This window comes from Citreicella sp. C3M06 (genome assembly GCF_018860705.1).
Taxonomy (GTDB): Bacteria; Pseudomonadota; Alphaproteobacteria; order Rhodobacterales; family Rhodobacteraceae; genus Salipiger.
In genome coordinates, this window is the sequence record NZ_JAHKQA010000097.1 from 20183 (window position 1) to 33090 (window position 12908).

Consider the following 12908-nt stretch of genomic DNA (forward strand, 5'->3'; position numbering starts at 1 on the left):
CCCGCCTATTTTTTCGCCGCCAGCACCCGCTCGGCGGCAATCTTGCCCAGGCCCATCCCCGGCGCGTCGAAGCTGTTGAACACCTTCGGCGCGTGGCTGCTGCCCCGATCCGCCTTGCGCGCCAGAAGGTCGGCGAAGAGCGCCTCATAGCGGACCGCCTGTTTCATGAAGGTCAGCTCGGCTTCGGCGTGCTTGCGGCTGTCGCGGCGCATGTTGTTGATCCCCGTCAGGGTCTTGATCAGCCCTTCGGCCAGAGCGGCGGAATTGCCGACCTCGCAATTATAGCCCGACACCCCGTCCACCGCGAGATCGGGGATCGCCCCGGTGCGGAACCCCACCACCGGCACCCCGCAGGCGATGGCCTCGGCTGTGGTGTTGGAAAAGGTTTCCTCAAGCGAGGGCACCACGATCACATCGGCGGCCGAATAGGCCCAGGCCAGTTTCCGGTTGTCCGAAATGTAGCCAAGCGCCTTTTTATCAAACGAAATCTCTTCGGTGGCGGGGGTCTTGTTGCCTACCAGCATTACGAAGGGATCAAGGTCGGGGGCGTCGCGTTGCATGATCCCGAACGCTTCGAGCAGTTGCTTGTAGCCTTTGACCTCGCTTGAAAATGACGGCACATAGCCGATGATCTTGCGATCCAGCGGCAGGCCCAGTTCGCGGCGCCGCGCATTGCGATCATAGGGGCGGAACACATCGGTTTCGATGGAATTGGGGATGTGTTCGATCCGACACTGGTTGAAGCCCGGTGCCTGACGCAGGATTTCGCGGGTGTGCCGCGACAGCGCCACCAGCGTGAGGTTGTCGAAGTTGTAATTGGCGCGCTTGGCCTCCAGCAGATCGCCGGGAAAGCGCGTGACGGCGCTGTCGATCTGCGGGCAGCCATAGCAGGTGTCCCGCCACTTGTTGCAGCCGTGAAAAAAATGACAGCCCCCGGTTATGGGTTGCATGTCGCGGACGGTCATAACCACCGGCTTGTCACCCCAGGTCAGGCTGGCGATGTTTTCCGCCGACAGAAACCGTGCGTGCCAGTGCAGATTCACGATGTCATAGGGTTCGACAAGGCGCATCAGATCCTCGGACGGGATATGCGTCTGGTTGATGGAGAAGATCGTCAGCCCCGGCTTGGGCGGCCCTTGCAGTGCCGACCAGTTGCGGTTGTCCCCCGACGGGTGTTTCAGGACGGTGACGCCCTCTTCGTTCTCGTGGTTACGCACGGTGGTAAAGATATGCGGGCGCACGCCCCGGCTTTTGCGCAGTCCCATGTGCAGCCTGTAGGCGGCGTATCCCGCACCCTGAATGGTCGAGGTCGAAAACATCGCCACCTTGCAGGGTTTTGCGTCGACCTCTGCCAGTGCCGCCGCAACGCGCTGTGTCTGCAGCCTGTCACCAAAGGCATCCAGGCGCGCGCGTGCATAGGCCTGGTTGTCGGCAAAGCACGCCCCATCCGACCACATCGCCGCCAGTGCATCCGCGATGGTATCGGCGCTGCCATGGCCGACGACGCGGGCAAAGGGGGTTGCTTGTGTGCCGATCACCTCGGGCAGTCCGCCGGCATCCGAGCTGATCACCGGCAGGCCAGCCGCGATCGCCTCGAGCACGGCAACACCGAAGGTTTCGGATTTACGCAGCGCGTCGGATGTATAGGTCGACGGGTGAACGAACAGGTCGAAACGCGCGAAATAGGTCGGCTCGGCGCTGAAATCTACAAAGGGTTCAAAGGTGACGTTGTCGATCAGCCCCAGTTCACCCGCCAGCGCCTTCAACGGCTCCAGTCGTTCGTCTCCGTTGCCGTAGACGATGGTCAGATGCACATTGGGGGTGCATTTTTCGCGAAAACTACCCAGCGCGCGCAGCAGGTGGTCGTGGCCCTTCCAGTCGATCAGCCGGCCCACCGACAGCAGTTGCAAAGGGCGCGATCGGTCATAGAAACCGCCCGTCTTACGGTGAGCGAAATAGCGCGGGTTCACCGTATTGGGCACCACGCGCACCTTTTTGGGGTCGACCCCGGCGGCGGTCAATTCGCCCAGCAGGTAATTGGACACGGTGGTGAACACCACATCGGGCCGCCGGCTGAGATCGTCCAGCACATAGCTGGCATATTCATCGGATTTCTTAAGGTTGAACACGTCGATGCCGTGGGTCATCACCACCGTCGGAATCCTTAACCCCAGCGGCGCAGTACGCTGATGAAAGCGGTGTTCGTTGATGGCGAAATGCGCGATCACCGCGTCGGGGGCCAGCGTGTCGATGAAATAGCGATAGATCTCGCGGGCGATGGTTTCGGGGTAATCGTTCCACGGCACCCGCAGCTTTTTCGCCCAGGGGCGTTCCTCGGCCAGCTTTTCGTGTTCGTAAAGCACGAAATTATCCAGATCGTCCTCGGCGTCGAGCCGGGTCAGCAGATCGTAGATGAAGGTTTCCGACGGCGTCGAGAACACCGACACGAAATGCAGCACCGTGCGGCGTGCCCCCGCCTTGCGGCGCGCCACCACATCGTCGATCTGTGCCAGCAGGTCGGCAAAGCTGCCGTTCTTGGTGTTGATGGAAATCGACTTGCGGTCGATGCCCAGCAGATCGCACAGCGCGATGTATTCGGGAAACAGCGTGCCCGCTTCCTTGTGGCCCAGCCCGAAATTGGGCCGGTGGGCAAAGCAGTACTGCGCGTAGTCGCGCAGCGCCTCGCAGAACAGCCGGTTGCCGTAATGCTTGCGCGCGATGGCCGACACCGCCTTGATCCGCGCCTTGTTGAAGCGGAACAGGTACAGTTCCTCGGCGTCCTCATAGGTCAGGTCGGGGAACACACGCTGATAGCTTTGTGCCACCTCGCGGATGAACATCAGCCGGCGCGCTTCGGTGTTGCCCGACGACAGCCCGCCCTCGGTCAGGGTGAACAGCGGCTCGGGCAGATGGGCAAAGCGGATGCCGCCATTATAGGCCGCCCGAATCCAGATCGCATCGCTGACGATCTTCTGGGTCTCGTCATAGGGACCGATGCAATCATAGGCCCTAGCGCTGCCCAAAAAGGTGTTGTGGCAGATGTTCAGGTGCCCCAGCAGCACGCCAGGACCGATCGGCTGGGCCGCCATATACTTGTCGCCCTGCGAATAATCCGTGTAGACTACATCGGGCCGGGCTGGCTCGGACAGGGCCAGCATGACTGCCTTTTCGATGTAATCCTTTTCGTAAACGTCATCCGAATTGAGCAGGCAGATGTAATCCCCCTGCGCCAGCTCGATTCCCTTGTTCATCGCCGAGTAGATGCCCTTGTCGGGTTCAGAGATGAAATAGTCGATCACATCCTCGTTGCGTCGGATCAGATCCACCGTGCCGTCGCGGCTGCCACCGTCAATGACGATGTATTCCACATTGGGGTAGGTCTGGCCCACCACGCTGTCAATGCAGCGCTGAAAGCTGTCTTCATTCTGGAATACTGCGGTGACGATAGAGACCAGCGGCCGGCCTTCTTGGCTGGCCTTGAAGATGCCGTCCATGCGCATGCCGCCTTCGGCCTGCCGGTGGCCGGTCAGATCCGGGTAAAGCCCGTAGCGACCCGCAAAGCGCCCCGGCGCGGGCCGGCGCTCGTAGTCAAAATCAGCAGGGACGATCGGGCCGGGTTTGGTGGCAGCGGGGGGCTCACCCGCCTCCAGCGCCAGCGCTCGGTCCAGCATCGCGCGATAAAGCGTGAAATCGGGGTCGGTCTCGACCAGCCTGCGAAGCAGAGGCACGGCAGTAGCGGCGTCACCCTCCTGCAGAAGGGTTCTGGCCCTGCTGTAAATCTCTGCGGCAGTAGGGGTATCGGTTGTCACGATCATATTCATTTCTTCGAAAATATCGGCCAGCGCGAAACAAGAGCTGTACCCGCGGGCACCCCCACAGGCAGCACTGCGTTACAGCGATTTCAGGCAGAAAAAACAATAGCGCGACAGTTCGGCAGTAAGGCCGGTTGCCGCATCGTCAAGATCGTCTTCGTAAAACAGGGAGAAAGATCCATACTGGTCGGACCCGCTGCGCCAGCCGGTTTGGGATCTCATGAAATCGGCGCGGGTCTTGAGAAAGGTCCTGCCAGTGGTGCGGTAAGCCTCAATGGCCAGCGGTCCGGTGCCCGACAGATCGAAGCTGAAGATCAGAATGTTTTCCGACAGGGTCTTGCGCTTGCGCAGATCGACCCCAGCGGGAAGCTTGGGCTCCGCGCCAGCCACTGACATGGCTGCGGCCGGGGGTTCAGATGCGGGTGCAGGTACAGATGCGGGACGCAACGTCGGGAGTCGGCCAGCGCGCTGCGCCGTCAACTCGACCGACAGAGCTGCAACCCGGGCGTTCAGGCGCTCAATCTCGCCGGTATCGCGGCGGATCTGCGCTGCGCAATCGTCGAGGCTGGAAATCAGGTCAGGTAGCAGGTCCGAGATCTGCAAAAGGCTTTGCACGTTAACCTCCCGAGCCGTTCCCTCCAGTGACTTAAGCGCTTGGGTCAGTCGTGCCGCGCGCTCCGCGTTTTGTGGAATCATTTCTGGTCAACTTCAACTTGCTGGCCACGGCAAAGCGCCGGGCATTGGAGAGTCTGATGGAACAACCCTCGTTGCCACCCGCGCGGGCACAGGGAGACCACATTTGCAGCCCCAGTCCTAGACTCTCGGGTCCGCAAGCGCAAGTTTGGGTGACCGCGCTAGCCACCGCGCCCGAGCAAACGCCTATGCTCGTGGCGCTCCTTGTCACCAAAGGAGAGCCAGTCCGATAGACCTCGCCATACACATGAAATACGGTTCACGCGCAACCTGCGCAAGCGCACTAGGAACAGCACGAGGGCCACAATGACATTTCAGGAAAAGATCGACCAACTTTTGAGGCGATCCAGCGGCGGCCCCGAGGCTCTTTTGGCCGAGACCCGCGCCATTCTGCCTGCGGATCTGGCAGCGGTCGGGCATGAGTGCCCACATCCCAAGACTGCACGCTACCTGCTCGAGCGCGAATCCCGCGTCAACTCTCCATGGCTCTCCTATGGGCGCGGCCCGGTTCTATCGAGTTTCATCGGGGCTTTTCCTACATCAACAATGGCGGTTACCTGCGCGACAATGTGATCATCGGACGCTATTGCTCGATCGGGCGGCGGGTCACCATCGGGGCGGGCACCCACCCGATGGCCGGGCTCAGCACCTCGATGCACGTGGCGGGCGGCGGTACACCCTATGACCAGACGCAACTGACCGGCATCACCCAGAGTACACCCGCCAAGAAGCGTCCGACGCTGATCCACTGCGATGTCTGGCTGGGCGACGGGGTTGTGGTGATGCCGGGGGTACATATCGCGCCGGGCAGCGTCATCGGTGCCAACGCTGTGGTGACAAAAGACACCGAGCCCTACGGCATTTACGTCGGGATGCCGGCCAGAAAGATCTCGAGCCGATTCAGCCCAGAACTGGCCGAACGGATGGTTGCCTCGCAGTGGTGGGACATCGATCACGACAAGCTCAACAGCCTGCCAACGCGCAATGTTTTTGAATTTCTCGACAACCTCGACAACCTCGCATCCGAGCGCAGCGCGCTGGAGACCTTGCGCATCGCCAACGGCTAGCCCGGCGCTGAATGCGACCACTCGCCTGCCGCCCAAATGCAAGCGCGCCGCCCTTAGGGGACGGCGCGTACCCACGCTTGCTCAGCGCATCGACGTTCTGGTGACGAATGGCCAGTCATCCCTCACCCCCGACAACCTGTGAAACGCTTATATCTCGTGCAATCTGAACGGAGGTCGCTCAGCGTTCATATCTTGCTCCGCAGAATCCGCGGCTGCCACGACGTTCGCCAGTATGTCAGACGAGAAACCATCACTCGAAGGCGTATCCAAAACGCTCGATTTCTGCAGAAAATTTTTGGGCGACATGGTCGATCATACGCGGGTCCGTGTAGTAGGTCCGGTAGTCGCCGTGATCTCCTGCGTTGGCCTTTGGAAGATGCGGCGTGGCGATCCCGATCCTGCGGCACAGCTGTGCAAAATCGTCTTCGAGCTGCTCGAAACGCAGCACGGCATCGACATTCGCAAAGGCATCCGTCTCATCAGAGGCCAGACTTACATAAGAACTGGCCGTCCGGATATCCTTGTCCACGAACGCCGCGAAGGCTTTAGGCGACCAGTCGACAACGCCCCGATGCGGCGAAAAGAAATAAGAAACGCACCTGTCCCACGGATTGCGAACCCCGCAAAACTTGAACAGTGCGCCGAATTGCTCCGCTGGCAGGCGCTTTCGGTACTCCGACAGTTCGAGATGTTTGTGCATCTCGAGTGTCGGAGACCGGATTTCAAACCGATCAACCCCATCCTGATGAGGGGCGAGCAAAGCCATCGTGTCTTCGCTGAACGGCAAGAGCGCGCGCTGAATCGAGTTTCCCGCAGTCTTCGGAACATGAAGAAACAGGAACTGATGCGCGAGCGAGAGCATCCGCCGCTCTCCTTCAGCCTTCCAGAGACATCGGCATCTCGTAGCCATGCTCCTTGAGCAGGGCGTGGCGCTTGGCGGTCCGAAGGTCCTCGGCAACCATCTCGGCGCACATTTCCTGCGCGGTGATTTCCGGTACCCAGCCCAGTTTCTCCTTGGCCTTGGTCGGATCGCCCAGCAGGGTCTCGACCTCGGCGGGACGGAAATAGCGCGGATCGATCTTCATCAGCACATCGCCGGTCTTCACCGCCGGAGAGATCGCGTTGTCGACCGATTTGACGGTCGCGATCTCGTCGACGCCGGTGCCGGTGAATTCCAGCTCGATGCCCAACTCCTTTGCCGACCACGAAATGAATTCACGCACGGAATACTGCACGCCGGTGCCAATGACGAAATCCACCGCCTCGTCCTGCTGCAGCATCATCCACTGCATGCGCACGTAGTCCTTGGCATGGCCCCAGTCGCGCAGGGAGTCGATGTTGCCCATGTAAAGGCAGCTTTCCAGCCCCTGAGAGATGTTCGACAGCCCGCGGGTGATCTTGCGGGTCACGAAAGTCTCGCCGCGGCGCGGGGACTCGTGGTTGAACAGGATGCCGTTGCAGGCATACATGCCATAGCTCTCGCGGTAGTTCACCGTGATCCAGTAGGCGTACATCTTGGCCACGGCATAGGGCGAGCGCGGGTAGAAGGGGGTGGTTTCCTTCTGCGGCGTCTCCTGCACAAGGCCGAAGAGCTCGGATGTCGAGGCCTGATAGAAGCGGGTCTTCTTTTCAAGGCCAAGGAAACGGATCGCCTCGAGCAGGCGCAGCGTGCCGATGCCGTCGACGTCGGCGGTATATTCGGGGGCTTCGAACGACACGGCAACATGGGACTGGGCGCCGAGGTTGTAGACCTCGTCGGGCTGCACTTCCTGAATGATGCGCGTGAGGTTCGAGGTGTCGGTCAGATCACCGTAATGCAGCTTGAAATTCTGGTTGGTGACGTGGGGATCCTGATAGATGTGATCGACCCGGCCAGTGTTGAACAGCGATGCGCGGCGCTTGATGCCATGGACCTCGTACCCCTTCGCAAGCAGGAATTCCGCGAGGTACGAGCCATCTTGGCCAGTAACGCCTGTGATGAGTGCTTTTTTTGTCATTTATCGCAATCCGTCGCTGCAATCGGTTATTGGCTTGCGCCATCCCTACCCCGACCGCAGACGGGGCAGAGCGAACATTAGCCTATTTCGTGGGCCGGCCTACCAAAAGCCTGTTGAGGTCACAAGACTGGAAACCTTTTGACCGGGCTGTGCACGGTGCTGTGCTGCATCTAACTGCCTAAAAGCGCGGCATTACCGGTGATTCGGGGTCTGGATCATAGCCAAGCCGTGCACAGAGCGCATCATAGACGGGCGCACCCTCGGCAAGCTGCTGCTTGACCGTATCGGGTAGCGGACGGCGCGGGCGAAGGCCGATGCGCTCGCTCTTTCGTCCGCTGTCGCCGGACATGGTGACCAGAGGCAGAAAATCCCGCCAGCGCGGATCGAAAGGCAGATCAAGGCTGTCCGCAAGTCGGCGGCAACCGGTTTCGGGATCCTGCGCAAAATCTTCGTAGTAGTGCAAGTCTATGCTAGGACAGGCATCGAGGAACATCTCGTAACGCGCGGCGTAAAGCTCTAGCGTGCGCACCGGCGGGCGCGCCCAGTTCTCTCTGAGCATCGACACAAAGCTGTCGAGCGGGTGGCGCACGGTGATCGCTTGGCGCAGATCGAACTGCGGCGCAAGAAGCGCGGGCAGCGACGGGCGCGACGAAGGATCCTCGGTAGCGCAGTAATGCGAATAGGTGTGATCACGGATCACCAGCCGCCGCCCCTCGGCTCCAAGATCCTCATGCAGCACCTTGAGCGCAGCGGTGAACATTCGCCCCACAGTGTCCATCTGTGGCGGGATGCGGGCTTTGAGCGCCTGATAGATTACGTCGCTCGGCGCAAAGTGATGCTGCGGCCCCAGCATGATATTACTGAAGGGATCGAGCTCGCTCAGCACCACGGTGTTTGGCTGGCTGGCCAGCGCGCGCGAGACCAGCGTGCCGCCGGTGCACGCGAAATGATGCAGCAACCGCACGGGCTCAGGCCGCGCGGCGGCAAGTTTCGTGGTCTGGGCGCGACACTGGTCGAGCAGGCTTTCCAATGGCTCGTCACCCTGCCCAGCACGTACGCTGCGCGGCTGGTAGCCTTGCAGCAGCTCCAGCGCATCACCCACCAGAAGCTGCAGTTCCGAGCGTCTGGTCATGCACCTCTCCTAGGCTTTCTGCGCTTCTTCGGAGCTTTGGGCACAGCGGGTTTCGCAGGGGTGTCCTGATCCGCAAGCCTTCGCGGGGTGTTCTGTGGTCCATTCAGCATATGAAGGTAATCCGAAGCGGCGCTCAGCCGCGTGGTCACCTGAATCAACAGCCCGTCGAGCGCGTCCTTTTCCTGGCGCAGCGTTTCAAACCGGCCACGCAGTTCCAGCAGGTCGGCCTGTGCCGCCGCTTGGCTGCGCAGGGCCACGCCCAAGTCGGTTTCCTTGCGCTCGAGACGAGCCTTGATATCCTTGAGCCAAGTGTCGCGACGTGTGATGTTGTCTTCCGCGTTCGTGAGCTTGTCGGCAGCGGCCTCACTCTGCGCTCTGGCATCGGCGCGGGCCTGCTCGAGCGCCGCAGTTTCTCCGGCCAACCGTGCCTTGAGCGTGTCGCAGGTTTCTTCGCTCTGGCGCAGAGCCTCTTCGCGGTCCGTCAGCTGCGCCGAGGCGACCTTCTGGCTCGCCTCGTGGTCGCGCAGCCAGTTGTCACGACGGGTGATCCCTTCCTGCAGGGTCTCGCTGCGGGATTTTTGCACTGCCAGCTGGTCTTCCAGATCGGCCAGCGCCGCATCAGCATCCGCCTTGGCGCTCGCAAGCGCAACCCGAGCCGCTTCGCGCTCCGCCGATCGCGCCTCGGAGGCTGCCAGCCGGTCTTCCAGATCGGCCAGCGCTGCATCAGCGTCCGCCTTGGCGCTCGCAAGCGCAACCCGAGCCGCTTCGCGCTCCGCCGATCGCGTTTCGGAGGCTGCCAGCCGGTCTTCCAGATCGGCCAGCGCAGCATCAGCCTCCGCCTTGGCGCTCGCAAGCGCAACCCGAGCCACTTCGCGCTCCGCCGATCGCGCCTCGGAGGCTGCCAGCCGGTCTTCCAGATCGGTTGAAACCATCTCCAGCGCCGATTGCAGCGCGCTGATGCTCTCGTCTTGATCCCGCAAGGTCTCGGCTTGCTTCGCAAGCTCCATCTCCCGCTCTTCGGCCAGTCCACGGACATGAACGAAGTCGGTTTCCAGCGCCTCATGTGCGGCCCTAGCCTCCACTAGACTCGTGTCGTGGGCGGCCTTTGCTTCGGCCAGCGCCGTATTGCACTGTTTCAGTTTCGTCTCGACGGCTTGGACCCGGTTTTCAGTTCTGTCGAGCGCAAGACGTTGGCTGGTGGCCTCTTTTTCGGCGGCGCCAAGCGCCTTGCGCAGATAGCCATTCTCCGTCTTCAAGCTGTTCTCGCGCTTGGTGCAATCGACCAGTTGGGCCTCTAGCGATTGCGCGCGCTCGAATTGCGCCTCAAGCGCCTGCGTGCATGTGTCTACATCTGTCTTCGCGGCATCCAGTGCGCTGCGAGTTTTGGAAAGGGCTGTATCGAGACCGGCGATGCGATCCGCCTGATGCGCGGCCTCGGCCTGCGCCTCTGACAGCGCTACCCCAAGCCGGGACACCGCATCCACGCGCAGCACACAGGCGGGAAAATCCGGATCGCCGTTATCGCGCGACACAAGCCGATAGCCCGCATCCTGCACCAATGCCAACGCCTCGGACAGCGGCAACTCGCTCTCGTACAGCGGCTCGGCACCCGCGTGCAGCAGCACTTGGTCGAACTGTAGCATCCGCCCTGACTGCACCAGCTCTGCCAGCAACGCCGCGCTTTCGCCGGGCGCATCCAGCAGCACCAGAACCGACACGTCCTCAGGCAGCGCCAACCTATCGAGCAGCGCACTTAGGCTAAGAACGTCAACCATCGGCGCATCGATTTCGCGCAGAGCCGGAAACAGCGTGGCAAGCGCGGGGCTGGGCGCGCGCAGGCTGGAATGCGCCTGCATATTGAACACGTGCAGCGGCGCGCGGGCTGGCGGAGTTTCGGCTGCCGAAACCGCTGCTGAGATCAGCTCGACGCGAGTGTCACCGCGCGCCATCATCTCGAGCTCTGCAAGGCAATCGGGATTAGGCTCGACCAGTACAATCCGAGTAGCCGACAGATCCAGAAGCGCTGGCAGATCTTCGCCATAGCCTGCGCCGATGTGCAGGATCACCTCCGGACAGTTCTCCTGATCGATTCCGGCCAATTGCATCGTCATCTCGTCTTCCCCTCATGGGTCTTTCGGTGCCGCGATCCGGCCTAGAATTCCAGCCCGCTGCGTTCAATCGCACGGCGAGCCCGCATCAGCCGCTGCGCCATGTCCGAAAACGAGCTCCAAGTGCTGGCAAGAAGGCGCTGCGTCGCAGTCAGCAACAGCAGGTCTGCCAGCGCGTATTGCAGCTGTTCTTCGGACCGATCGAACCGCGCGCGGCTCAGCATCCGCAGCCGCGGCCCATAGCGGTCGGCGAACAGAGCGTAGGTGTCGGGCAGATCGGCGGCAAGGAAGATCGTATCGGCCTTGCCCGCGGCAAGCAGCACGTCAATGCGGGCAACGAACCGGCTGGAATGGCTTTTCTCGCGCCATTCTGCGATTTCGCGGTGGCGGTGTTCGGGCCAGTTATCGGGGCCTTCCTCGGGGCGGTGGTCGTGGCCGGTGCCACTAGCCATGCGGATATGGGCGCTGACCGCGCTGGGGGTCGGCACCTGGGCCACCAGATCGGCCACCGCCGCCGATGGGCGCAGCCCATGCAGAAATGCCTGCTCATCCTCGAGCCGCCGCAGCGGCGAGCGCAACGTGTAGGCCGACCGGATATACAGATCGCCCCCGCACCGCGCCGGGTACACCTGCGCGCCATGGCGCGAACCGGGCTCGACTTCCATGTCATTGAACACCTGCGCCGCGGATGCGCGGCACAGGTCGGCAACGCCGTCCTCAATCACCGGACCGGGATAATCGAACAGATCGCGCATCCGGGCACCGCAATGGATGTCGGTGCGCCAGACCACGAAGAGATCATGTTCGGCCTGCCGCGCGATTGAGGCGGCCGAGGCAATGGTGCGCATCCGGTTTGCAAGCCCGTGCTGGGCGTCGATGAACAGCCGCGGCCGGGCAATGCGATGGGGCGGGGCGGGCAGATGAGGCAGGGCGGGCCGGCTCACTTGCGAAAGCCATAGCGAATCGACCGGATCGCCCCGGCGATTTTCCAGGATTTCGAGTCATGGATATGGTTGAGCTCGGAGCGCGCCTGATCCAGCTCGCCCCTCAGCGCCGTAAGCTTGCGATCCTGTTCGTCGATGTCCTTTTGCTGCAGGTCGGCCATCTCGGCTTGGCTGCGGCAGGTTTCGTCGGCCTTGGCCAGTTCCAGTTCAAGTGCTCGCATCCGGGCACTGCGGTCGTCGATTTTGGCGCGCAGGACGTCCATCTGCCCGCGCAACGCCTCGGCCTCGGACCACAGCGTTTTGGCCTCGCGACTGCGGGCATCCGCATCGCGACCAATCTCAAGCAACTCTGACCCGATCGCCGCCTCGCGCAGCGCGGCGTCTTCGGCCTCGACCGCAATCCGGGCCTCAAGGCCGTCACGCTCAGCCTGAAGCAGCGCGCGGGCTGCCGTTTCGTCGGCAAGCTGGTGTTGCAGCTCAATCAGTCCGGCGCGCAGCAAGCGACAGCTTTCTTCAAGCGCGGCTTGCTGCAGCGCAAGCCTAGGGTCGGCCGCTGCCGAAAGATCAGCAAAGGCACGGTCGAGCTTGGCCAGTTCCAATGGCGGATGCAGATCTCCGACGATGCTGGCGCTCATTTCTTCGGCCAGCCCGCGTAGGCGGGGAGTGGATTTGAGCAGGTGCCGGGCAAGGATTTCGTGCAGCGCAGCGCCCGGGTTTTCGGGCACGGTCGCAGGCGAGGGCAGATCACCAAAGCCGCAGCCGAGCCGATCGGCTAGCGGCTTGATCAACGTGCCGGGGGTGGCCAGCAACGTGTCCTCGCCCAGCAGCAGCACCCGTGCGCGGGCCCGACGCAGCAAGGCCAGCTGCGCCTCAGCCCAAACCTGCCAGTCGGCCACGGCTTTTGATGGTGGCACCCCGCTCGCCAACGCCCGCGCCAACATGCGTTCGGGCATTGCCGCCACCGCCAGCACCGGACCATCGCCGTGCAGGGCCGCCTCAAGCGTTGCCGCTACCACACTATCGGGCCGGGGGTCAGCCGCGCCTAGAAGCGCCGTCAGCATGTCGGTTGCCGCGGGGAACTCGGTGAGGGATACGAGGGTCAGCACCGGGGTGCCATCGCTCTGAAAATCGGTCTGTGCCATCTTATCTTCCATA

At 62.2% G+C, this 12908-nt stretch carries 9 protein-coding genes; 1 reads left to right on the forward strand and 8 read right to left on the reverse strand.

What is annotated here, in order from left to right; all coding sequences use genetic code 11:
• Positions 1 to 5 precede the first annotated feature (5 nt).
• Positions 6 to 3728 carry a glycosyltransferase gene (locus tag KO516_RS22155; RefSeq protein ID WP_216005964.1) on the reverse strand — a complete coding sequence of 1241 codons (3723 nt, stop codon included), beginning with the start codon at positions 3726 to 3728 and terminating at the stop codon, positions 6 to 8.
• Between the two features lie 162 nt (positions 3729 to 3890).
• Complete coding sequence (locus tag KO516_RS22160) at positions 3891 to 4508, reverse strand: hypothetical protein (protein WP_216005965.1); 618 nt, start codon at positions 4506 to 4508, stop codon at positions 3891 to 3893.
• 479 nt (positions 4509 to 4987) lie between these two features.
• On the opposite strand from KO516_RS22160, the gene KO516_RS22165 reads away from it, so the two are divergent.
• Entirely contained in the window at positions 4988 to 5572 is a 585-nt protein-coding gene (locus tag KO516_RS22165; protein ID WP_216005966.1) for a CatB-related O-acetyltransferase, read from the forward strand.
• A 250-nt stretch (positions 5573 to 5822) separates the two neighbouring features.
• Here the strand turns inward: KO516_RS22165 and KO516_RS22170 are convergent, their stop codons facing one another.
• The 6 genes from KO516_RS22170 to KO516_RS22195 form a co-directional block, all read right to left on the reverse strand.
• Positions 5823 to 6434: a sulfotransferase family 2 domain-containing protein gene (locus tag KO516_RS22170; protein WP_216005967.1), complete on the reverse strand. Its 612-nt coding sequence runs from the start codon at positions 6432 to 6434 to the stop codon at positions 5823 to 5825.
• Between the two features lie 13 nt (positions 6435 to 6447).
• On the reverse strand, positions 6448 to 7569 hold the full coding sequence (gmd, locus tag KO516_RS22175) for a GDP-mannose 4,6-dehydratase (protein ID WP_216005968.1): 1122 nt from the start codon (positions 7567 to 7569) through the stop codon (positions 6448 to 6450).
• A gap of 178 nt (positions 7570 to 7747) precedes the next feature.
• Positions 7748 to 8701: a sulfotransferase gene (locus KO516_RS22180; RefSeq protein ID WP_216005969.1), complete on the reverse strand. Its 954-nt coding sequence runs from the start codon at positions 8699 to 8701 to the stop codon at positions 7748 to 7750.
• Complete coding sequence (locus KO516_RS22185) at positions 8698 to 10812, reverse strand: hypothetical protein (protein ID WP_216005970.1); 2115 nt, start codon at positions 10810 to 10812, stop codon at positions 8698 to 8700. The genes KO516_RS22180 and KO516_RS22185 overlap by 4 nt, the downstream gene beginning before the upstream one ends.
• A gap of 41 nt (positions 10813 to 10853) precedes the next feature.
• Positions 10854 to 11753 (reverse strand): hypothetical protein, encoded by a 900-nt coding sequence (locus KO516_RS22190; RefSeq protein WP_216005971.1) that lies wholly within the window; start codon positions 11751 to 11753, stop codon positions 10854 to 10856.
• On the reverse strand, positions 11750 to 12895 hold the full coding sequence (locus tag KO516_RS22195) for a hypothetical protein (RefSeq protein ID WP_216005972.1): 1146 nt from the start codon (positions 12893 to 12895) through the stop codon (positions 11750 to 11752). The genes KO516_RS22190 and KO516_RS22195 overlap by 4 nt, the downstream gene beginning before the upstream one ends.
• Positions 12896 to 12908 lie beyond the last annotated feature (13 nt).

What these genes read in the sequence shown, in the direction of transcription:
- KO516_RS22160 (WP_216005965.1), bottom strand. Translation starts at nt 4,508, where the DNA reads ATGATTCCACAAAACGCGGAGCGCGCGGCACGACTGACCCAAGCGCTT.
- KO516_RS22165 (WP_216005966.1), top strand. Translation starts at nt 4,988, where the DNA reads ATGGCTCTCCTATGGGCGCGGCCCGGTTCTATCGAGTTTCATCGGGGC.
- KO516_RS22170 (WP_216005967.1), bottom strand. Translation starts at nt 6,434, where the DNA reads ATGCTCTCGCTCGCGCATCAGTTCCTGTTTCTTCATGTTCCGAAGACT.
- gmd (WP_216005968.1), bottom strand. Translation starts at nt 7,569, where the DNA reads ATGACAAAAAAAGCACTCATCACAGGCGTTACTGGCCAAGATGGCTCG.
- KO516_RS22180 (WP_216005969.1), bottom strand. Translation starts at nt 8,701, where the DNA reads ATGACCAGACGCTCGGAACTGCAGCTTCTGGTGGGTGATGCGCTGGAG.
- KO516_RS22185 (WP_216005970.1), bottom strand. Translation starts at nt 10,812, where the DNA reads ATGACGATGCAATTGGCCGGAATCGATCAGGAGAACTGTCCGGAGGTG.
- KO516_RS22195 (WP_216005972.1), bottom strand. Translation starts at nt 12,895, where the DNA reads ATGGCACAGACCGATTTTCAGAGCGATGGCACCCCGGTGCTGACCCTC.